At 67.7% G+C, this 21828-nt stretch carries 15 protein-coding genes and 6 pseudogenes; 8 read left to right on the forward strand and 13 right to left on the reverse strand.

What is annotated here, in order from left to right:
- Positions 1–6: 6 nt before the first annotated feature.
- Positions 7–150, reverse strand: a pseudogene (locus tag F7R91_RS42960) (IS21-like element helper ATPase IstB); the annotation flags it as partial.
- Between the two features lie 535 nt (positions 151–685).
- Here F7R91_RS42960 and F7R91_RS25580 point away from each other — a divergent pair.
- A pseudogene (locus F7R91_RS25580) lies at positions 686–1281 on the forward strand (reverse transcriptase domain-containing protein); the annotation flags it as partial.
- A gap of 18 nt (positions 1282–1299) precedes the next feature.
- Positions 1300–1647 (forward strand): ribbon-helix-helix protein, CopG family, encoded by a 348-nt coding sequence (locus F7R91_RS25585; protein ID WP_150951542.1) that lies wholly within the window; start codon positions 1300–1302, stop codon positions 1645–1647.
- A gap of 210 nt (positions 1648–1857) precedes the next feature.
- Here F7R91_RS25585 and F7R91_RS25590 read toward each other — a convergent pair whose 3' ends face one another.
- The 4 genes and pseudogenes from F7R91_RS25590 to F7R91_RS25610 all read right to left on the reverse strand — a co-directional run bounded on the left by F7R91_RS25590 (position 1858) and on the right by F7R91_RS25610 (position 6131).
- On the reverse strand, positions 1858–2253 hold the full coding sequence (locus tag F7R91_RS25590) for a hypothetical protein (protein ID WP_150951544.1): 396 nt from the start codon (positions 2251–2253) through the stop codon (positions 1858–1860).
- A gap of 117 nt (positions 2254–2370) precedes the next feature.
- Positions 2371–3045 (reverse strand): lysophospholipid acyltransferase family protein, encoded by a 675-nt coding sequence (locus F7R91_RS25595; protein ID WP_150951546.1) that lies wholly within the window; start codon positions 3043–3045, stop codon positions 2371–2373.
- 11 nt (positions 3046–3056) lie between these two features.
- A pseudogene (locus F7R91_RS25600) lies at positions 3057–3350 on the reverse strand (3-oxoacyl-[acyl-carrier-protein] synthase III C-terminal domain-containing protein); the annotation flags it as partial.
- Positions 3351–4973: 1623 nt separating this feature from the next.
- Positions 4974–6131, reverse strand: coding sequence for a HupE/UreJ family protein (locus F7R91_RS25610; RefSeq protein ID WP_191971634.1), 1158 nt, complete (start codon positions 6129–6131; stop codon positions 4974–4976).
- A gap of 346 nt (positions 6132–6477) precedes the next feature.
- Here F7R91_RS25610 and F7R91_RS25615 point away from each other — a divergent pair, with 346 nt between their 5' ends.
- The 3 genes from F7R91_RS25615 to F7R91_RS25625 all read left to right on the forward strand — a co-directional run bounded on the left by F7R91_RS25615 (position 6478) and on the right by F7R91_RS25625 (position 10314).
- Positions 6478–7890, forward strand: a complete 1413-nt coding sequence (locus tag F7R91_RS25615) for a CBM96 family carbohydrate-binding protein (protein ID WP_150951550.1) — start codon at positions 6478–6480, stop codon at positions 7888–7890.
- Between the two features lie 106 nt (positions 7891–7996).
- Complete coding sequence (locus tag F7R91_RS25620; RefSeq protein ID WP_150951551.1) at positions 7997–9274, forward strand: MFS transporter; 1278 nt, start codon at positions 7997–7999, stop codon at positions 9272–9274.
- Entirely contained in the window at positions 9271–10314 is a 1044-nt protein-coding gene (locus F7R91_RS25625) for a TolB-like translocation protein (protein ID WP_225320783.1), read from the forward strand. The genes F7R91_RS25620 and F7R91_RS25625 overlap by 4 nt, the downstream gene beginning before the upstream one ends.
- Before the next feature lie 838 nt (positions 10315–11152).
- Here F7R91_RS25625 and F7R91_RS25630 read toward each other — a convergent pair.
- The 4 genes and pseudogenes from F7R91_RS25630 to F7R91_RS25650 all read right to left on the reverse strand — a co-directional run bounded on the left by F7R91_RS25630 (position 11153) and on the right by F7R91_RS25650 (position 14512).
- Positions 11153–12413: pseudogene (locus F7R91_RS25630) on the reverse strand (IS256 family transposase).
- A gap of 667 nt (positions 12414–13080) precedes the next feature.
- Positions 13081–13518 carry a DUF2267 domain-containing protein gene (locus tag F7R91_RS25640; protein WP_150951553.1) on the reverse strand — a complete coding sequence of 146 codons (438 nt, stop codon included), beginning with the start codon at positions 13516–13518 and terminating at the stop codon, positions 13081–13083.
- Between the two features lie 66 nt (positions 13519–13584).
- A complete protein-coding gene (locus F7R91_RS25645; protein WP_150951555.1) occupies positions 13585–13980 on the reverse strand; it encodes a DUF2267 domain-containing protein in 396 nt (131 codons plus the stop codon).
- A 100-nt stretch (positions 13981–14080) separates the two neighbouring features.
- On the reverse strand, positions 14081–14512 hold the full coding sequence (locus tag F7R91_RS25650; RefSeq protein ID WP_150951557.1) for an Hsp20/alpha crystallin family protein: 432 nt from the start codon (positions 14510–14512) through the stop codon (positions 14081–14083).
- 126 nt (positions 14513–14638) lie between these two features.
- Between F7R91_RS25650 and F7R91_RS25655 the strand changes: the two genes are divergently transcribed.
- Together F7R91_RS25655 and F7R91_RS25660 are read left to right on the forward strand one after the other, a co-directional pair.
- A complete protein-coding gene (locus F7R91_RS25655) occupies positions 14639–15295 on the forward strand; it encodes a type III effector protein (protein ID WP_150951559.1) in 657 nt (218 codons plus the stop codon).
- Positions 15296–15406: 111 nt separating this feature from the next.
- Positions 15407–15790: pseudogene (locus tag F7R91_RS25660) on the forward strand (transposase); the annotation flags it as partial.
- Between the two features lie 114 nt (positions 15791–15904).
- On the opposite strand, the pseudogene F7R91_RS44335 reads toward F7R91_RS25660, so the two are convergent.
- From F7R91_RS44335 to F7R91_RS42165, 3 genes and pseudogenes are all read right to left on the reverse strand, one after another.
- A pseudogene (locus tag F7R91_RS44335) lies at positions 15905–15985 on the reverse strand (IS5/IS1182 family transposase); the annotation flags it as partial.
- A gap of 37 nt (positions 15986–16022) precedes the next feature.
- Positions 16023–16781, reverse strand: coding sequence for a hypothetical protein (locus tag F7R91_RS25670; RefSeq protein WP_150951561.1), 759 nt, complete (start codon positions 16779–16781; stop codon positions 16023–16025).
- Between the two features lie 1093 nt (positions 16782–17874).
- The gene (locus tag F7R91_RS42165) at positions 17875–18996 is read right to left on the reverse strand and encodes an O-antigen ligase family protein (RefSeq protein ID WP_191971635.1); all 1122 of its coding nucleotides are present in this window, start codon (positions 18994–18996) and stop codon (positions 17875–17877) included.
- Between the two features lie 869 nt (positions 18997–19865).
- Here F7R91_RS42165 and F7R91_RS25685 point away from each other — a divergent pair.
- Entirely contained in the window at positions 19866–20207 is a 342-nt protein-coding gene (locus tag F7R91_RS25685; protein WP_225320784.1) for a glycosyltransferase, read from the forward strand.
- 408 nt (positions 20208–20615) lie between these two features.
- Here the strand turns inward: F7R91_RS25685 and F7R91_RS25690 are convergent, their stop codons facing one another.
- On the reverse strand, positions 20616–21440 hold the full coding sequence (locus tag F7R91_RS25690) for an FkbM family methyltransferase (protein WP_191971637.1): 825 nt from the start codon (positions 21438–21440) through the stop codon (positions 20616–20618).
- Between the last annotated feature and the right edge of the window lie 388 nt (positions 21441–21828).

Genomic DNA, 21828 nt, shown 5'->3' on the forward strand with positions numbered 1-21828 from the left:
CTCTGATCAGGTCGCGGCGGCCTGTTCGGCCGTGGCCCGGCTTTGAGCAAGACGGCAGGAGCCGGTGCCGGTCTCGATGATGGCGCCGTTGAAGGGCAGCCGGTCGACCTTGGCCGTGCAGAGCCGGGGCTCGGTGAACGTCCTGGTCCAGTGTGCGCCGTGAGGCGCTTCGTTGTATCCCCGACGCAGTCGGGGAATGAACTTGGAGGGAGGTTCTTCGGTCGCCGGGCTTACCTGAGCGCGAAAGCGTGAGGGGACAACAGCATGCTCGGGAAGTGGTGTCCGTCTGGAGGCGTCCAGGGCGGGTGCCGCGAGACCCGCGCGATATGGCCAAGGCTTGATTGATTGAAGCCCAATTCCCAGCGGTGCGAAAGACACCCGTCGAAACGGCGCCTGAAATTCGACGTCACGCCATGTCTCGGTCGCGGTTGGAGGCCGGGGCAACCTCCATGGCGTAGAGCGCCTCCCAGCGAGGGCGGCCAAGGGAATGAGTGGGCGGCCTACGTCGCGCTCGATACGTACAACGAAGACGTACCACGGGATCACCTACGGGGCGCGAGCCCTATGGCGACGGAGTGCCCGTAGTAGTCGCAGGCGTGACGACCTGCCAGGGAGGCCGGGAAAGCCGGTCACAGGGCGAAGGGGCACAGGTGATTGAGGCGTCCGGCGATGGGAGGTATGCGTAATGCAGAACGCCGCAACGGTGCTGGACGTCCTCCGGGAACGCGGCGGGCGAGGTCTGCCGCTGGAAAGGCTGTATCGGCAGTTGTTCAACCCGCAGTTGTTCCTCATGGCTTACGGGCGCATCTACGCCAACAAAGGTGCGATGACGCCTGGGGCCACCGGGGAGACCGTGGATGGTATGTCCCTGGAGAAAATCGACGCGATCATCGGCCGATTACGCGCCGAGACGTACCGGTGGACTCCACGGCGGCTGACCTATATCCCGAAGAAGAACGGGAGGAAACGTCCGCTCGGACTGCCTACCTGGTCGGACAAGCTGGTCGCCGAGGTGGTCCGTCTCCTGCTGGAGGCGCACTACGCCGTCCAGTTCTCCCGCCACTCCCACGGATTCCGTCCCGGCCGGGGCTGTCACACCGCGCGCTCAATGAGGTGGTGGAAGTCTGGAAAGGAACACACTGGTTCGTCGAAGGAGACATCTCCGACTGCTTCGGCGGTCTGGATCACGAGGTGATGCTCGCGATCCTGGGAGAGAAGATCCACGACGGGCGATTTCTGCGGAGAAGTTGCCTCGCGGCGAGAGCAGGCCCGCGTCATGACGGGTAGTACGTTCGTGACATGGTGCGCGGGGATCGTGTCGACGGTATCGAGTACGCCCGGCAGGTCAACGCTGCCGCGGATCTTCTCGCGATGGAGGTTCCTGTCGCCGAGGCGGCCCGTGTGCCGGCCGTACGTTATGGGGTGTCGGTCCGTCAGGCACACCGGTATGTGGAGCAGGCCGTGGCGCAAGGCCGAGTCGCCGTCCCCGAGGCGAACGTGGTCTTCACCGTAAAGCTGCCCGGGTCGCTGGCCGAGCAGGTCCGAGCGCATGCCCGTGCGAGCGGGGCAACGGTCTCCTCGGTGGTGGCCCAGGCACTGGCCGACTACCTCCGCGACGAGGCCGGCCGATGGCAGCCACCACCGTGAACCGGCCGGTCGTAGAGCTGAAATGGGCCTTCTCCCGGCACGCCGCCTCCTTCACCAGACAGCCCGCCAGGCGCATACAGAAAGGGCCCGGAAAGGGCCCTTTCCTCGTTTTGGCTTCGGGCCGCACGGGCCGGCGGTGCGTGTCTGTCAGTGAGCGAGGGGTCAGCGAAGATTGATCCATTGCCAAACGAAGTGTGACCGATGCAGGCGCTACTCGCTGAGCGTGCTGGCATTCATGCCGGACCTCGATGCTCTGCGGGACAGGCGCGCGAGTAGCTGACCAGCACCGACGGCAACGTAAAACACGACCAGAACGCCGAGTCCGAGGTCGAGCCAGTCATAGGTCGTGCCTCGGAAGAGTGAGACCCACGCCCGGGCACCCGCGACGGAGCCGGCAGCGACCAGCAGCACCGAAGTTGCGGCACACAACGCCTTTGCAGCCCTGGGCCGCCGCTCTTTGAGCAGTTCACCACCCGCACCGAGCGCGATGAGCGCGGCGAAGGCATCGTGCGGCTCCAGGCGCCCCATCCCGATCGCGTCTACGATGTTGATCAAGACGCCGATCGAGCCGACGACCAGTGCACCTTGCGATATACGGCGGCTCATCAACCCTCGCTTGCAGTCAAACTTCGGTGGCAATTGGATCAATCTTCGCTGTCACGGGACAGCTGTCCTGTGTCACTGATCATTGAGCTTGTGCCATTGAAGTGTGAGTGGCCTGGGTCACTCAGGCCCCGCTTCCGGCGTCCTCCCATAGACCTGGGCGTATTCCTGCCCGGACAGGTCGCCGATCGCCTGGACGATCCTATCCGTAACGGCCCGCCGGGCCTGAGCTGGGCGCATTTCGGGCCGGGACTGGGTGCAGTGAAGTGGCGTGCCGAACTCCACGGTGATGCGGTGGTAGCGGGGCAGGCACCGGCCCACGGGCTGGAGGCGTTCGGTGCCTGTCAGTGCCACCGGCACGACGGGGGCTCCGGTCGCCAGGGCGAGCCAGGCGACACCGGTTCGTCCGCGGTAGAGGCGGCCGTCGAGGGAGCGGGTTCCCTCGGGGTAGATGCCGAAAGCGCGGCCGCTGGTCAGGACCTGTTCGGCTGTGCCCAGCGAAACCTGAGCGCTGCGGTGTGCTCGGCGGTCGACCGGGATGCACCCGAAGGCGGTGAAGAAGAGGCGGGTGAGAGCGCCTTTGACTCCGGTGCCGGTGAAATATTCGTCCTTGGCGAGGAAATGGACCGGGCGCGGGGCCAGGAGCGCGATGACGATGCTGTCGATGAACGACAGGTGGTTGCTGGCGAGGACGACCGGGCCGCGCCGCGGGACGTTGCCGCGGCCGCGGATGACGGGCAGGTAGATCAGTCGCAGTAGCGGGGCGAGTACGAGGCGGGCGAGGGAGTAGAGCATCGGCTGGCCTCTCAGGGGCAGGTGACGACCTGGCCGGCCCAGGACAGGCCTCCGCCGAAGCTGAACAGCAGCACGGGGGCGCCGGCGGGTACCTCGCCCCGCTCGACGAGCTTGGACAGCGCGAGCGGGACTGAGGCGGCGGAGGTGTTGCCCGAATCGACGACGTCCCGGGCGATCACGACGTCATCGCGCAGTGCGAGGCGTCGGGTCAGTGCCTCGATGATCCGCAGGTTGGCCTGGTGGGTGATGACTGCGGCGAGGTCGGTGGTGGCCATGCCGGCACGGTGGCAGGCGTCCTCGGCGACGGCGGGCATTTGTCGGCGTACGAGGTTCTCTGGCCCTGGCAAGGTTTCCGTGAAGCTGGGGTGTGCCACCGTGCGCCGGTGACGCTCCGTCACGGGTAGCGGCACTGTCAGCGAGTGTGATGACCTTGTACGGATCCTGTCTCCGCACCTCGATGCGGTGCGGGTGGAACGAGTGTGGGTGGCGGGCGACGTGGTCCGCATCGCGGCCTGCACCCACGAGTTGACCGTGGCGTGTCCGGACTGCGGTCGCGGTTCTGCGCGGGTTCACAGTCGCTAGTGCCGCGCGCTGGCCGATGTCGATGTCGGAGGGCGCCCGGTGTTGATCGAGCTGTCGGTGCGGCGGTTGTTCTGTGACAGCCCGGGCTGCGGTCGGCGGACGTTTGCCGAGCAGGCCGAGGGGCTGACGGCGCGCTACCAGCGCCGCAGCCCGCTGCTGCAGCACCTGGTGGAGATGGCCGGGGTGCTACTCGCCGGCCGTGGCGGCGCCCGGCTCCTGCAGATCCTGAAGGTCCCGCTGTCGCGGACAAGCGTGCTGTTCCACTTGATCGCTTGCCGCTTCCGTCAGCAGCGACCCCGCGGGTGCTGGGCGTGGACGACTTCGCGCTGTACGCGGACGTCTACGGAACCCTGCTGGTGGATGCCGACACCCGGTTGCCGATCGAGCTGTGGGCCGGGCGCGGCTCCGAGCAACTGGCCGCCTGGCTGCAGACGCACCCCGGTGTTGAGGTGGTCTGCCGGGACGGCTCGCTGGTCTACCGCCAAGGCATCACCGACGGCGCCCGGACGCGGTGCAGGTCAGCGACCGCTTCCCCACCCTGTGGCAGGGGCTGTCGAAGCGGATCGGGGATATCGCCGCCACCCGCCGCGACTGCCTACCCACCGCAGTACCCCAGCCCGAACCGTCACCGCCACCCGCGACTCCATCGGGACTGTCCGACCAGGCCGACACCCCAGCCCGCCGCCACGCGAAGCGGCTGTTCGAGGCGGTGCACGCGGTGACCGACACCGGTCTCTCGCTGAGCGCCGCAGCCCGCGAGTTGGGCCTGAACCGGCGCACCGTGGGGAAAAACGCCCGGGCCGCCGCCTGGCAGGATTGCGTACGGCGCACCCGACCCCGCCGACCCACCAGCCTCGATCCATACCTGGAGTACCTTCGGCAGCGGTGGGAGGAAGGCGAGCACACCGCGACGGTGCTGCACCAGGAAATCGCCGCCAAGGGCTACCGCGGCCATTACCAACGGGTCAAGATGGCCATCGCACCGCTGCGCCGCGGCCTGCCGATCGACATCCCACGCGAACGGCCGCCCTCGCCCCGCGAAGTCGCCCGGTGGATCACCACCGAGCCATCCCGCGGGAATCGCGACGGATCGCCGCGAAGAGCTCAACCTTGGATCTCGGGCCATCCATTCGGGCCCCCTGAGTGTCGGTGCACGTCATCGCCGACGATCTGGAGTATCTCGGCCTGGACGCAGCGGACGTACACAAAGGTCGCCGACCTCGCCGGCGAACACCGCCTCGTCCTCCACGAGAGCAACAGGGGACTTGTGGACCGTCCACCAGCAAGCCGGCTGCGGGAAGCAGCGTGTCGGCTCCTTCGCGATCACGCAATCACCTACGGGAGGGCTACGCGGCGCCGCTCGGCGCCAGGAGACGTTCGATGAACCAGACGAGGCCGATGACGCCGACGACGGCGGTCGCGCCGGCGTGGGCGACGGTCGACCAGGAGTACCGGCGCGCCAGCAGGAGCAGCGGGAACACGACCAGAACTATCGCGAGTTGTCCCAATTCGATGCCGAGGTTGAAGCTCAGCAGAGAGACGAGCAGGTGGCCACTGAAGTGGTCGGTGAAGCTCAGCGCGCCGGCGAAGCCCAGCCCGTGCAGCAGGCCGAAGCCGAACACGATGAGGGTGCGGTGCTGCGACTCGCCGCGCACGATGTTCTCGACCGCGACGTACACGATGGACAGGGCGATCAGCGGTTCGACGATCTCGGCGGGAACCTCGACCCACCCCAGCACGGCCAGGGCGAGTGTGACGCTGTGCGCGAGGGTGAAGCTGGTGGCGAGCCGGACGACACTGCGCCATCCTTGCGCGCCGAGCAGCAGGAGCACCAGGAAGAGCACATGGTCCACCCCGAACAGGATGTGTTCCAGCCCCATGGACACGAACCGGCCCATCGACGACGAGAAAACCCGCGCGCCGACCTGCGGCTCGTGTTGGCCGGCGTCATCGGCGTGACTCTGGCCGACCCGCAGTTCATGGTGGCCGGCGTCGAAGACGTCGCTCCCGCCGGAACCGCCGAGGTCGTAGTCGACCATGTTGGTGTGCTCGGCGCCGATGGCGGCCGTATCGGAAAACACCTCGTAGCGCACGGTGAACTCGCCCCCCGAGCCCGGACAGCGATGGATCAGGAGCATGCGGGCGTAGAGGAAGTTCTGCCGCTTGGTGATTCCCGTGTCTTCGAGTGCTGCGGCACAGCGGACGTCGTCGAGGGCGACGGTCAGGTGGTCGGCCAGGTATGACGCAAGCTGCGAGCGGTGGGAGTCGAGAAATGTCTCGCGCTCGGCGTCCTTCGCTCTACGCGGGAGCCCGCCGAGGCCGGCGGCCTTCGTGAGCTTGTCGTAGTCCACTTCCAGTTTGTAGCGCACCAGTGACCCGTCCTGGCGGATTGTGGACGTGCCGTCCGTCGTCGGGACATGTGCCGAGGCGACCGAAGCCGTCAACGACACCAGGAGCCCAGCGAGAACCGCACCCCCCAGCATGACCAGAACCGCGCGGATCATTCGGCCGGAGATACCTCGAAAGCCTTGCAGCGGAGCCCAGAGCATCATGCTGAGGAACAAAGCCGCCCGCAGGCGAGGATCACGTGCCCTGGCCATTTCCCCGCTGTGACGCCGAGTTGAATTCTTGACGGCCCGTGCCGTGACCGGCCCGCGCGGGGTGCAACTCGCCAGTTGCATCGCACAGTTGACCGGCTGTCAGCATTCCTGTTCGGACGGCGACGAAACGCCATCTGCCGAACGCCCAACGTTCATTTACTCGCCGTGGTCGTGGCCCTCAGCGGACTCATAGGTTCCTCACCGCCCCCCCGCACGGAGCCACAGCCTTCACCTCGGAAGGGACCACGTGATGGGCAGCCGCCACATCCGAAGAGCATCGACGGCGACCGCAGCAGTCGCCACCACCACCGCCGCCGTCGCGGCTCTGCTCACGACCGCCCCCACGGCCACCGCAGCCACCACCACCATCAATCCAACCGCCGACACCTACGTGCAGGACAGCACCCCGACGACGAACTACGGCACCTCGTCACAGTTCACCGTCGACAACTCGCCGGTGCGCCAGTCCTTCCTGAAGTTCACCGTCAGCGGCCTCACCGAGACCGTGGCCAGCGCCAAGCTGCGGATCCGCGTCACCAACAGCGGCAACAGCAGCAACGGCGGCACTTGGAAGTCGATGGCCGACACCACCTGGACGGAGACCGGCGTCACCTGGAACAACAAGCCGGTCATCAACGGCGCCACCGTCGCATCGCTCGGCTCCGTGGCCAACGACCAGTGGGTCGAGATCGACGTAACCTCGGTGGTGACCGGCAACGGCACGTTCAGCTTCGGCGGCACCTCCACCAGCACCAACGGCGCGTACTACGACTCCCGTGAGTCCGGCGCCGACGCGCCACAGTTGGTGATCACCACGGGCACCGCCCCGTCGCCCACGCCCACGACGTCCACGCCGCCGCCGTCCGGTGACCCGGTGCTGGTCGGCGCCGGTGACATCGCCAACTGCGGCACGGGTGGCGACGAGGCCACCGCCAGCCTGCTGGACGGCATCACCGGCACCGTCATGGCCATCGGTGACACCGCCTACCCGGACGGCACGTCATCCGACTACACCAACTGCTACCAGCCGTCGTGGGGCAGGCACAAAGCCCGCACCAAGCCGGCGACCGGCAACCACGAGTACCACACCACAGGTGCGTCGGGGTACTTCAACTACTTCGGCGCTTCGGCGGGAGACCCGAGCAAGGGCTACTACTCCTTCGACCTGGGCACCTGGCACGTCGTGGCGCTCAACTCCAACTGCTCGATCGTGTCCTGCTCGGCCGGCTCGGCGCAGGAGCAGTGGTTGCGCAACGACCTGGCGGCCAGCACCAAACCGTGCACGGTGGCCTACTGGCACCACCCGCGCTACACGTCCGGCTCCAGCCACGGCCCGAACACCGCGGTGCAGCCGCTGTACCAGGCGCTGTACGACAACGACGCCGAGGTGATCGTGACCGGGCACAACCACAACTACGAGCGGTTCGCGCCGATGAACGCCACGGGCGGCCTGGACAACACCCGCGGCATCCGGCAGTTCGTGGCCGGCATGGGCGGCACCGGCCTGGGCGGCTTTGGCACCATCCAGCCCAACAGCGAAGTCCGCAACAGCAGCACCTGGGGCGTGCTGAAGCTGACCCTGCACTCGGGCAGCTACGACTGGCAGTTCGTCCCCCAGGCGGGCAAGACCTTCACCGACAGCGGCACCAACGCCTGTCACTGACCGGCACTTGAGAGATGGGTGCCCTCCCGGCCAGGGAGGGCACCCCCGGCTGCCGGCCTCCGGCCGAGTGCCCCATTCCTGTCTCCCGCCCGAAAGGTCCACCCCCATGTATCTGTCCGCGATCGACAGACCCGGGTCCGATGCCACGCCCACCGCAGGCCGCTCCCGCCTGCGCGGACTCACGATCGTCGGCGGCAATGTGTTCGCGCTCGGCACGGTCAGCCTGCTGACCGACATCTCCGCCGAGATGGTCACCGCGATACTGCCGGTGTACCTGGTGTTCGGGCTGTCCATGAGCCCGCTGGCCTACGGCATGATCGACGGGATCTACACCGGAGCCACCGCACTGCTGCGGCTCGTCGGCGGATACGTCGCGGACCGGGTCCGCACACCCAAAGCAGTGGCGGGCATCGGATACGCGATGTCGGCGCTGGCCAAGCTCGGGCTGCTCACGGTCGGCCGCTCGGCCGGCGCGATCGGGCTGGTCATCGCCGCCGACCGGGCCGGAAAGGGACTGCGCACCGCACCGCGGGATGCTCTGATCACCCTGTCGGCCCCGCCGCGGGCCCTGGGGCGCGCGTTCGGCGTGCATCGGGCCATGGACGGTATCGGCGCATTTCTCGGCCCGATCGTTGCCCTCGCGGTGCTGGCGGCCACGGGCCAGGCCATCGATGCCGTCCTCGTCACCAGCTTCTGCATCGCCGCGCTCGGCGTGCTCGTTCTCGTACTCTTCGTCCGGGACCGACACGGCGAACGCCCACCCACCGCCGCGGTCTCCCCCCGCCAGGCCATGCAACTGCTGCGGGCCGCGCCGGTGCGCCGACTGCTCATCGCGGCGTGTCTGCTCGGTTTCGCCGTCATCGGCGACGGCTTCGTCTACCTGCTCCTGCAACGCCGGGAGGAGGTGCCCATCAGCAGCTTCCCCCTGCTCGCGGTCGGCACCAGCCTGGCCTACCTCCTGCTCGCGATCCCCATCGGGGCGCTGGCCGACCGGATCGGCCGGGTGCCCGTCGTGCTCGGCGGCTACACGGCCCTGGTCGTCGTCTACCTACTCCTGTTCGGCCCCCTGCACGGCTGGCCACTCCTGGCACTGGTGCTGCTCCTCTACGGCTTCTTCTACGCAGCAACCGACGGCGTACTGATGGCGCTGGCAGGCCCGGTGTTGCCCGAACATCTACGCACCACCGGCATCGCGCTGATCCAGACCGGACAGGCCCTCGCCTACCTCGCCTCCTCGGTCCTGTTCGGACTCGCCTGGCAGCTGTGGGGCCCGCTCACCGCCAGCCGGTGCGCCGCCGCCGTCACCGTGCTGGCTGTCGTGGCCACGGCCTTCCTTCTGATCAACCGATCCAGCACCCCTACCGACACCGAGGTGACCGCATGAGCCGGCAGTCCACGATCGACACCCAGACGCTGCAGCCGAGCCCACCGCCCGCGCCACACCGGTTCGGGCGCTCGGCTCGCATCGCCACCATGGTGGCCGCCACTCTCGCACTCGCCGGCGTCGCGATCGGCTACGGCCGGCTCAGCTCGTCGGCCGAGGCCCCCGACGCGCCAGCCACGGCCGAAACGGTGTCGCTGGCACCGGGTCCGCGACTGCTGACCCTGACGAGCACCGGGCAGGTGACCACGGTCGACAAGAACAACCCGGGCGGCGAGCGGGCGGTGTCGAAGACCAAGTGCGACCGCGTCTACGCTGCCCAGGGAACCGTCGCCTGCCTCTACGCCGACGGAGTACTCGGCAGCGTCACGATGCGCATCCTCGACGCGGACCTCAAGGAACGCAAAGCCATCGAGGTCAGCGGCGTCCCCAACCGGGTCCGTGTCTCGGCCAGCGGCCGCATGGTCTCCTGGACCGCCTTCGTCGGCGGCGACAGCTACGCCACCCTCAACTTCGCCACCCGCACCGGGATCTACGACACCAAGACGGGGACCCTGTTCAAGACGCTGGAGACCTTCTCCGTCGTCAAGGACGGAAAGCCGTATCAGTCGGTCGACGTCAACTACTGGGGAGTGACGTTCACCAGCGACGACAACACCTTCTACGCGACCATGTACACCAAGGGCCACCGTTACCTGGTCCAGGGCGACTTCGCCGCGCGAACCGTCCGCACCTTGCGCGACCGCTTCGAATGCCCCTCGCTGTCGCCCGACGGGACCCGGATCGCGTTCAAATCACCGATCAACGGCGACTCGACCCGGGGCTGGCGGCTCTCCGTGCTCGACCTGGCCACCAATCAGGTCACCCGCACGGCCGAGACCCGCAGCGTGGACGACCAGGCGGCCTGGCTGGACAACTCCACCCTCGCCTACGCCCAGCAACACGACGACGGCACCAAAGACGTCTGGTCCGTACCCGCCGACGGCTCCGACAAGCCGAAACTGCTGCTGCGCAACGCCCACTCCCCCGCCGCGCTCGGCTGATCACCTTGTCGGGCAAGCCCCAAAGCACACGGGGCGCCCGTGATCCTCTCCGTGAGGTCCTTGGCTGGTTCTCATGGAGATCACCTGGCCAAGGCCACCATGCGGCGACGGAGTCACCTCGGGCGAGCCGACAGGACAGAGCAGATGGGTGCCACGGATCCCGGCGGCGCCCGCCAGCGTGACTCCGGCGCGGGCGGCCCCGGCACCCAACCACCCGCCATGCGCTCCCCAAAACGTCGACAAACGTTGCCGGCTCCCGCCTACGAAACCGCCCGGCTGCCGATCGGCACAACCTCGCCGGTGCGTTGGCCAACCTCGGTGTCGATCTGTTGGAGGTCGGGCGCGAGACGAAGCCGCTGCCGCCATGTAGTAAGCCGCGGCTATTGGCTGCCGTCTGGGCGAAACCCCGACGCAGTGATGACGCAGCTTCAGCCCACGACGGCAAGGATGTCCCCCATGGAGCCGTAGCTCGCCCGCACCCCTCACGGTTTCCGAGGCGATGACGCTGAAGGCGGATGGCGCCTGCGGATGGTCCAGTCGGCCGCCGGATCCCCCACCACGTCCGGTCGAAGTCGTACACGCCAGTGATCGTCGGCTCGGGCGTCCCCGACGGGACGCAGCACGTCATCTACGTGGGCCACGAGGGGCAAATCCACGAACTGTGGTGGAACGGTTCCTGGCACCACAACAACCTGAGTGGCGCGGCAGGCGCCCCAATCCCGTCCATGATTGGTCATGACGCAGACGGCCATGTGCATCCCGACGGAACCCAGCACGTCAACTATCGGGCGGCCGACGCTCACGGACGTGTAAGGGACTTTGTGTAAGTCCTTGACGTTCACCGAACGTTGAGCCGGTCCTCGAAGAAGAGTGAGAACTGGTTCAGCGCCTTCTTCCAGTGTGCCGCGACGTGGTTTACATCGCGCGCCTTGGGGGTGATCAGCTCGCGGACCGCGAGGTAGAGCACCTTCATTGCCGCTTGCTCGGATGGGAAGTGCCCGCGGTTGCGAGTGGTCTTCCGGAGCCGGGCGTTGATCGACTCAATGAGGTTTGTCGAGTAGACCACCTTCCTTATCTCCGGCGGGAAGGCAAGGTAGGGGGTGAACTCGCTCCAGGCGGCCCGCCAGGTTCGCACGATCGCCGGATAGCGTTGACCCAACTCGCCTGCGGCGAAGTCTTCCAGGGCCTGCTGGGCAGCCTGTTCCGTCGACGCCGTGTAGATGTCCTTCAGCGACGCCACCAGCGCGGGGTGGTGCTGTTTGGACGCCAGCCGCAGCGAGGCGCGGATCAAATGGATGACACACGTTTGCACGGTGGCTTTGGGCCCCGTGCGGAACACGATCATCCTCACAGTCGCAGGCGACGATGCACACGTCCTCGATCCCGCGGTTGCGCAGCTCGGACAGGACCGTCATCCAGGTCGTGGCGCCTTCGCCCTCATTCCCGACCCACAGGCCGAGGACGTCCTTGCAGCCGTCCATGTCGACGCCGACGGCGAGGTAGACCGGCTTTGAAGCGACCGATCCGGAGCGGATCTTGATCCACAGGGCGTCGATGTAGATGATCGGCCAGACCGCGTCCAACGGTCGCATCTGCCAGGCTGCGAGCTCGTCGGCGATGGCGTCGGTGACCTTGCTGATCAGGTCTGGTGAGACCTCGACGCCGTACAAGCCGGCGAGGTGGGAGCGGATGTCGCGCACGCTCATGCCGCGGGCGTACAGCGACAGGATCTGGTCGTTGAAGCCCGCGAGCCGCCTGGCGTGCTTGGGAACCAGCTTCGGTTCGAAGCTGCCGTCCCGGTCTCGTGGGACGGCCACGGTGACCGCACCGGCGTCGGTCAGCACGGTCTTCGCCGAGGTGCCGTTGCGGCTGTTGCCCGAACCGCGACCGGCCGGATGGTGCTTCTCGTAGCCGAGGTGTTCGGTCATCTCCGCGTCCAGGGCCCGCTCGAGTACGGCGCGAGTCACCTCGGTCAGCAGCCCGCCTTCGCCCAGCAGTGCCGCCCCTGAGACGTCGGCGCGGTCCATCAGCCGCTCGACGACCTCATCCACCAACTTCTCCTCGACCGCCTCGGCGATCGGGGTCTTGTCATCCGTCATGTCCGTCCGTCCCGGCTGGCCATGGCCCAAAGCTGGGACCTCGGCCAGCCTGTCAGATTACGGACTTACACGATCTTTCAGACACGCCCACGCTCACCTGCAGGAACTGTGGTGGGACGGCCAGCGCCGCCGCGGTCGGCGGCGGCGGCGCGTGAAGTGTGTCCGTCACGGGTTTCTTCCATCCGGTTGATCGGTCAAGGCGGAGGCCCACGTCGTGCAGCGGCCGTCGCCATCGGACTGGGCGCGGCCGGGGGTGGGTCCGGGGGCAGGTGGGGCAGAGCGGCCAGCCGAGGCAGGCCGGGCAGAGCTCCTGGCCAGGGGCGGTTTGGGCACGCCGCAGCCAGCGCATTCCACGAGGGCCCGGTAGGTCAGGGCCTCGCTCACCGTGCGCGCGGCCGCGGAGCTGGTCGACTGTGGCGGCGGGTCGTCCCAGGCGGGCACATCGTGGTGGTCGGGCCGCGATGGCAGGCGGCGGGTATGCCTCGGCTGCGCGGAGCGGGCGGCGACGATCGTACCGATCTGTGACCTCAGGAGCCCGGCCAAAGGTCGTTTGCGGCCCTGGCCGAGTCAGCATGATGCCGGTGACCGTGACGCGCTGTGCGGTTTTTGCAGCCCGTGCATGCGTCACGGTCACCGGCATGCCGTGGCGCCGGAAAGGCGCGACCCGCTATGCGGCTTGGGTGAGTTCGGCGCGGCCGAAGAGCAGCGCGTAGCCGGAGGGAAGCTGGCGCAGGATGCGGGTGATGAGGTCGGGGCCGGCGTTGACCGCGACGGCGGAGAAGACGGCCCCGGTGTCCCAGCGGGTGGTGGCCAGGGAGGCGCCGGTGCGGGCGGCGAGATCCTTGACGAAGGCCCAGCCACCCAGCGGCTGGGTGTCGGGGATCTGGGCGGTGAGGATGCGTGCGGCCTCGAGGGGGAGCCGGGCGGCGAGTTCGACGCGTTCGTCGCCGGTCAGCTGGCGTCCCAGTCCGGCGAGGACGAGGCGGACGGCTTCCTCGGCCTTCTCCCGGGTGGGGTAGGCGCCGTCGTAGCGGACCTTTTCCAGCATCTGTTCGTACGCCATCCCGTAGGGGTGCTGGATCGGCGCGCGGCGATCGGATATCACGGTGGTGGTTGCCTTTCTGTCGCCAGGGTCGTGGTGGCCGGTGTGCGGTCACCGGGGGTGGGCGGGTCAGGTGGGCCGGGTGTGGCCGAAGAGGAGGTCGTAGCCCGTGGGGAGCTGGATCAGGATCTCCTTGAGGAGGTCGTCGCCGGCGGCGTCGGCGACCGTGGACAGGACGGCGCTGACATCCCAGGCCGCGGTCTGTTCGGTGGCCCCTTCGATCCAGGCCGCGGCCGCGCGCACGAAACGCGCCGGGGGCAACGGCTCGGCGCTCTGCAGCGGGTTGAGCAGGATCAGGGCATAGCCTTCCGGCAGGCGCGCCGCCAGCTGGGCGCGCACCTCGCCGACCAGGTGTGCTCCCAGCAGGGCGAGCACCACGCGGGCCGCGCGTTCGGCTTCCTGCAAGGTGTCGTACTCGCCGCGTTCCTTCACGCGGGCGAGGAACGCTTCGCGTCGCACAGTCACGTCGGCCGCCGCCCTTCCTCGGTCCTCGGGCGCGGAGGACGGGCGATGGGGAGAGCAGATGCCCGTCCTCCGCCGCTGTTCAGCCCTCATCGGGCCCGGCTCAGCCGGAGATCTCCTTGTGGCCGGATCCGACGCCGATGGTGATCTTGCGGGGCTTGGCGCGCTCGGCGATAGGGATGCGCAGGGTGAGCACGCCTGAGTCGTAGGCGGCCTGGATGTGCTCGGTGTCCAGCGTGTCGGCCAGCACGATCTGGCGGGAGAAGACGCCCAGCGGCCGTTCCGACAGCTCCATCTGCACGTCGTCGGCCTTCGCCACGGGTCGGCGCTCGGCCTTGACGGTCAGCATGTTCCGTTCGACGTCGATGTCGATCGCGTCCGAGCTGACGCCGGGGATATCGAAGGCCACCACGTACTGGTCACCCTCGCGGTAGGCGTCCATCGGCATCGGGGACGGCCGCGACCAAGTGCCCGGGCCCATCAGCTGCTGCGCCAGCCGATCCAGCTCCCGGAAGGGGTCAGTGCGCATCAACATCGGAAAACACCTCCAGAAGGTTCAGGCAGTTGCTGCCAATGCGCCTCACTGACACCGTTGTAACATGTCATCCAATGGATGACAAACATGGTGTCGTCCAACGGATGACTGCACAAGGTGGTGCCCATGACCCCGCCCGACCAGCCGGCCTCGTCCAGCGCCGACGCACAGGGCCCGGCGTCGTTCCTCGCCGCGGCGGCAGCCCTGCACGCCATAGACGACGCCCTGCGTGGCGCCCGGCACGAGGTCCCGGGCACTGCCGGGACTCACGACGTCGGCCAGGAGCAGGCCCTGGCCTCCCTTCTGCTGCTGCGGCAGGTTCGCGAGCAGCTCGCCGTATGGGAAACCGGCCTGATCGAAACCGCCCGTCACGCGGGTGCCAGCTGGGCGGACCTTGCCCATCCCCTCGGTGTCGCCAGCCGCCAGGCCGCCGAACGCCGCTACCTGCGGGGTCGGCCCGGCCCCGCAGGAACCACCGGCGAACAGCGCGTCCAGGCCACCCGGGAGCGCCGCGCCGCCGCACGCGCCACCGCCACATGGGCCCGCCGCAACGCTGCCGACCTGCGCCGCATCGCCGGCCAGATCACTGCCCTCACCGACCTGCCCACCGCGGCCCGCAACCCGCTCAGCCAGCTCCACGCGGCCCTCGCCCACGACGACCCCGCCGTCCTCATCCACCCCCTCAACGCCACCCACCCCCACCTCACCGCTGCCCATCCCGACCTCGCCGCCCAGCTCGATGCCCTTACGAACTTCGCCACGAACCCGGCAGCCCCCGACTGACTGCATTTCGCAAAGCGACAGGCGTCGCAGGGCGGCGCCCTGACGGGCAGGCCGCGAGGCGCGTGAGCCACATGCTCATCGGACGTGATCGCGCCCACGTGATCGAGAAGAAGCATGCCCGGCCTCGGCCCCGTCCTGGGCGCCGAGTTCATCGCCCACACCGGCGGCGACCTGAGCATCTTCGACAGCGCCGACCGCCTCGCCGGCGTCGCCGGCCTGGCCCCGGTCCCTAAGGACTCCGGGCGCATCAGCGGCAACATGCGCCGACCACGCCGCTACTGCCGTCGCCTGCTGCGGGTCTTCTGCATGTCCGCCATGGTCGCCGCCCGCTCCTGCCCCGTCTCCAGAACCTTCTACGAACGCAAGCGAGCCGAGGGCAAGGGCCACAAGCAGGCGATCATCGCCCTCGCACGGCGCCGCCTGAACGTTCTGTGGGCCCTCATACGCGACGGCCGCGCCTTCGAGCTCGCAGCGCCACAGACCCCGTCACACTGAGCTGACACGCTCACAGCGAGTCACCAACCTGGGTTGACAACTCCATAGGGAATCCTTTCCATGGGTGGCTTGGCCCTCCCGTTCAGGGCCGGGATGGTGCCCTGGAGCCGTTGGAACCGGATGGGCGCCCTCGCGCCGCAGTGCGCTGATCAACTCGGTGAACTGCCGCGGGCTCCGGCCAGCGAACGGAGCCATCCAGGGCGGCTCCGATGCCGTGACACCGGGGCAGAGCTCAGGGAGTGTCGCTGTGTGCCTCTTGCGGTCGCATGAAGTCAAGGTCGTCGCCCCATGCGTCCAGAACCTCGCCGTGTCCGGCCTCTCGGGCCGCCTTCTCGACAAGAGTGAACAGGTGACGCTGCAGGGATTCGTGGCCTGTTGCCGAGATGCGGTCCACGGCACGGAGCAGCACGTCGGTGTCCCAGCCCGGCAGCGGGTACCGGGCGAGCTCCCACTCCAGGTACTTGTTGTAGGGGCGGGGCCGACGGTTGAGAGCGAAGAGCAGCTCGAGCAGGAGACGCATGCTGTCGGCCGCGTCGAGGCAGGCGGCCAGAGCCCGGCCGTCCCGGTGGTTCTTGACGGAGCGGTAGAGGGAGTTGGCGTAGGCGTCGAGCCATTCGCCGGAGTCCCGGAACGCGTCATCGGCATCCAGCCGGGCCCAGTCGGCAAGGATGCGGGCGATGCCTCCGTCGAGCCGGTCGAGCACGATCCGGGAACGGGCGAGGGCATAGCGTTCCCAACCGGGCATCCCGGCCCCGCAGAACTCGGTGAGAGCGACGATAACGAGGTCGAGCCCGGCGCTGCGGTTCCCCGCGAACCGGGTCAGGTCGGTACTGGCGTCATCGGCAACGACCACGTACAGGTCGTGGTCGGAGTGCGGGGTGATCATGCCGTCGTGGGCCTGCGAACCTTTGAGGACGAGGCCGACGACGGCTGAATCAGCGGCAGCGAACTCGACGAACGCGTCGTAGGTGAGGGGCTGCTGAGCAGTCATGGTGTGGATCTCCGATGGGGTGATAACGGGTATGCCTGCTGGGGCGACCCCGTTACGAGGCGCCCTACACCGTTCCGCGGCTGCACGTGGCTGCCGCCCGGAAGATCAACGCACCTCTGGACCCTATCGCCCGGCCGGGCCATGAGGCAGGGCATTGGGAGACGTCGAGATGCTGGTAATGCGACCGACGAGCTCACTTCAGAAGAGCCGCACCCATCTCGATGTCCGCGATGCACTCGGCGCACTCGGCGCTGACGGTTTCCTGGGGCTGTGGGTCCGGGCCCGATGAGGCGTTCAGTTCGGCGGTGGCGGCGAGGCCGGCCGCGCACAGCACGGCCCACGCGGCAACCCACGTGCGGCATTGGGCATCCAGGCAGCCTACGAGTGCCGAGGCGGACTGTCGCCGAATCGCAGCTTCCTCATCGACAAGGACCAACGACGGAGCCAGCTGCCATCGCCGACGAGGGCTACGGTGTGTGACCGAACGCGCATCAGCTTGGCCAGCTGCCGTTCCGCCTCGATCGCTCGCCGTAGTCGGCGCGGGCAGTCTCGTCTTCAAGTTCCGTCCACGGCTCGGAGCGTCTCCTGCAGGTCATCGTCGCCTACCACCCCGACACGGCCGTCGCCGCGGCTCGGTGACGCACCGTCCGGCGAAGCGAGGCCGGGGAGTGGAACTGGCCGTCAGCGGGACCGTGACCGCCCGTGGGGAGTCACTGGCCGTACGGGGGGAAGTTTCTTGACCGCTGTCACCGCGGACGTCCAGACGCACACGGAAGGTGTACCAGGCATGCTCGGCCCTTCCGTGATCGCTTCCGTCGTCATGCACCCGAACCTACCCGGGAGAACTGACAGTTGAGAGCTCTCGATCCTTCCGTGCCTCCTGGAGTGGACGCCGGATCGCCCTGACGGCGATCCCGGCTACCCTTGCCCTGCTCCGCAGGAGCCCGATTCCTCCCCGGCCTGAAGACCAGGGCACCCTCGGAGGCGGACAGTGACCGTCCCCAGGTCCATACGGAGATCGTCGTCGACTGCCAGGAACAGGCGATCAGGCTGGGGGTATTCCTCTCGAACGCGAAATCGAGACGCGGCAAGCTCACCGCCGACCAGCTCCAGCAACTCGCGGGCCTCGGGCTGGAGTGGGCGTAGCCGCGGTCCAGTTTGCCGGCACAGCTTCGTCCTGGTGCGGATCGTGCGATGGCTGAGTGGCACTGCCGGTCGGGGCGAGTCCGACGCCTGCGTAGATGAAGAACAGGAGCGTCTGCATCGATGCGGCATACAGGGACAACTCCGTGACGGAGTGCGCGAGGAAATCAAGAGTGACCAACAAGGGGGCTTGGCGTCTGGGTACCAGGTGCCGGAGGAGCCCGCCGAAGAACAGGACCAGCATCAGCACACCGGGAGCGCCCACAAAGGTGAACACGCTGATGAGCAGATTGTAGGGGTAGACCGGGTCGACTGCTTCCGAGGTGAGCGGCTGGAAGTGGCCCATGGACGCTACCTGCCCCCATCCGCTGCCGAGGAGCGGGTGGGCCAAGCCATTGTGGATACCGTTGACGATGCTCTGCGTCCGGAGGTAGGTGCTGTATTCATTGAGACCGAACTGCTGGGTGACCCAGTCGACGGCCATCAGTCCCAGCGCGGCGAGCAGCAGCAAGATGACAATGACTTTAAACAGGGACAGCTTCTTCTGAGCCCAGATGACCAGCACGACGATGGTGGCGAACCATACGCTGCGGGTCTGCGTCAGGTAGATCCCGTACAGCAGCACCGCGCCGATGATCCACCGGCCCGAAAACCGCAGTTCTGCAGTCAACAGGGGGCACAGCGCAGCCACCAGGAGCGCCCCCATCTGCCCGGGGTCGCCGACATCCAGCCCAATGAGCCGCGTCTGCCCCTGCAATACTCCACCGACGACGTTGACCACGGCATAACACACGACCATGCCGTAGAGGAGACTCCGGTCCGCCCCGCGCCGCGACAGGATCAGGAACACCGCACCGTAGACGGCGATCCGCAGCAGTGGCGTGAGGGAGGTGCCTGCGAGAGTGGTGGCCAGGAACGACCAGGCCAGGAACACCACGAGGAACAGGCCCACCAAGCCGATGCGCGCAGCCTTCCCGACGGGCCGCTGTGCAAGTCCCCACAGCAGATAGGCGAGCAACAGCACATCGCTGATCAACAGCAGCCCAGCCACCGGGGCCTGAAGGCCGGCCATGCCGAGCCCATGGCCCAGCACGACTGCGCCGGCCAGCAGGAGCGCAGACGTACGAGGGCCGGGTAGTGGCGGTAGTACAGCACGAGGGGTGAGTGCACGACGCGACCCGCGGGTACGTGCGGTGGGCTGTGCTCCATGAACTGGCGTCCTCTGACTCGTCACCGGACCGAGTCTGGCCGTGCGGCAGAGGCTGACGCGTCCGGCACGCGGGGCCGGTACCACCGTCGGGTCACCGACCCGGATCCGGCGGATACGCCATCGGAGTGCACGAGTTGTCCCAGGCGGCTCGTCAGCGCCCTTGTCATGCTTGTGCGGTGCAAGGCTGAGCCGAGGGAACATGCCGACGCCGGTTCCCTGTGCAGAGAACTTCCGCACCTGGGCAGCCCTGGGCAACCGTCTCGGCCGTTTCCGGTGTACTGGGCATCCGCATCTGAAGTGCCAACGAGGATGGATGTACGTTCTCAGACGGCCGCGCCGCACCGGCCACCGGTCGCTGATCTGACGGCTCGGGGGGTCCGTACCCGTGTGCGCCTCTCTCGCGCCGCAATCCGCCGGGTGAGACCGTGGTGCTCAACGGCGGCGAACCATAGGGGTGGCTGTCCGCCCCTCTCGTCTCGATCCGTGTCCGGTGTCGGTGTCGGGGTCGGCTGAATCGTTCGGCCGTCGGCGAGAGTCCGGCGCGCATGGCTGATGGCATTCACGGCGACTACCTCGCATTGCCGGTCACCTCCCTCGGTCGCCGGCGCCGAGCGGTTCTGCGACGGGCCGTCGTCTTCTTCGCTCGCCACTGAAGCGCCCGTGGAGCCGTCGCACAGTCCATCGCCGACGCGCTGGACCGGCGGTACTTCCTCGGCTTGGTCCCGCCGCGGTTGCTCCCTGTCCCGGGAGCAACCGCTGAAACGCACCCGGCAGCCCAACTCCTGGCGGTCGGCCCGCTGGTGAGCTCCAAGGGCTATGACCTACTGCTGACGGCACTGGCCGACCTGATCCGGACCGTGCCCACGGTACGGCTGCGCATCGTGGGCGACGGACCGTCGAGAAAACCCTGGCAAGTGCAGACCGCCCGGCTCGGGCTCTCCCACCAGGTGGAATTTCTCGGCGGCAAGGCATCGATGATGGGCCAGCAGCATTCAGGCGATTCCTGTGCGCCAGGGACCGGGATCGACGACCACACGGTGCACAGGCGCTCCCCGGTCGGCGGGACGCGATGAGAAAGCCGACAGGCTTGTCCCATGCCGAAGCGACCACGCTGAAGTCTCTTTCCCCTCACACCGGGCGAGCGAAGTTCTCCAGCCTCCACGGTGCGTCGTCGTCAAGCGGACTCGCCCGGAGCACTCATCACTCCCGTTCGACGAGGAGAGCGAGGGATGTGTCCGCCAGGCCCCTCAGGGGAGCGATGCTCAAAGCGGGTGATACGGGTGACGACCGCGCCGTTGAAGAAGGCAGTGGCCGGCAAATCCGGGCGGCCCGGTGACAGGCACGACCGTGCCGGTCTCCATCCTCGACAGAGGGCGTCGACTTCAGTGTGGCGTCGAAAACGCCCCGACGGCGAACGCCACACGGCCGATCACACGCAGCAGGCACCACCCGCGCATTGTGCAGCTGTGTCCCGGCAACTCTCACTTCCCCCGCCGCAAGGACCGACGGCCGTTCCACTTGAGACCTGTGGGCAGCGGACCTGCCGGGGTGGCCTGTACAACGACTCCGAGCCTGCGGATACACCGCGCCGCCTGCACATACATCGCTCGCGGCAATACGGCCTTCGCCACCAAGACCAGCCGGACGACCACCGAGGCCAGCCAGATGGAGCGCGGCCGGTGAAGGCCGAGCCGATAGCGAAGCCTGCCGGAGGCGGAAGGCGTGTGATCACTCACCATAGTGAGCCACTCCCTCACTGCCCGCGGACCGCCCGGGCTGCTCAGAACATCACGGGTGACGAAGTGCCGACGCCGCTCTCGGAGACGCTCTTCCACCGCCGTCTGCCGATGGGCCTGGCTCGGGATCTTCCGCACGTCGAAGTCCACGTAGATGCTGGTGATCCGGCTGATGGCACCGCTGTCGAGCAGGTCCTCGAGAACGTCGCACTCGCTGCCTTCGCAGTTGAGCTTCAGATAGATCTCATCACCGTCAGATGTGTTCGCCAGCACCCAATCCGTTGCACGCACCAGGGAGACCGTCTCCTGCTCGATGTCACCCCCCAGATTCACCTTGTCGGCGTAAACACTCGCCCCCCCAAGTCCCGCCCCGAACAAAGTCGCTGAGCCGGTCGCGCGGGAAAGACCCGCCGGAACCACCCGGACCCGCTCGTCGCGGAACCCTCGCAGCACGCGCTGACAAGAGTGTGCGGGTTCGAACGAGCAAATCTTCTCGAATCCCCATCTCGGATCGAGAGCAACGTCCAGGGATTCACCGTAATGCGCCCCGACGTCGAGGAAGATACGCACGGCCTTCACCTCTCTGTTCTTCTTGGACCAGCCACGGCCGCCGGAACTCGCTGCCGCGAATTCCACTCGGCTGGATCGAGACCACAACAGGCTCCAGGGATAACAAGCGGTTCGGGTTTTCTCCCGTCGACACGGCCCACGAAGTGAAGTTCTCCCGCCGCGCGGGAGTGACTGACCGGCTGGTCAGGGCAGGTTGACCGGGACCCAGATTCACCGGTTCAGTCGCTGCCTGGTTGGCCTAGACGGTATGCAGGTGCCGGTCCTGAGCCCGGGCCTCACTCGCAAAGTTGTCGTGGGGTAGCCGGCCCGGCGCATCCTGACCGGTAGTGCCTACATTTGCAGGAGGCCCGGTGTCTTCTGAGCGTACGAGCGTCGGGATGGATGTGCA

The sequence above is a fragment of the Streptomyces luteolifulvus genome (genome assembly GCF_008806595.1).
GTDB classification, from domain to species: domain Bacteria; phylum Actinomycetota; class Actinomycetes; order Streptomycetales; family Streptomycetaceae; genus Streptomyces; species Streptomyces luteolifulvus.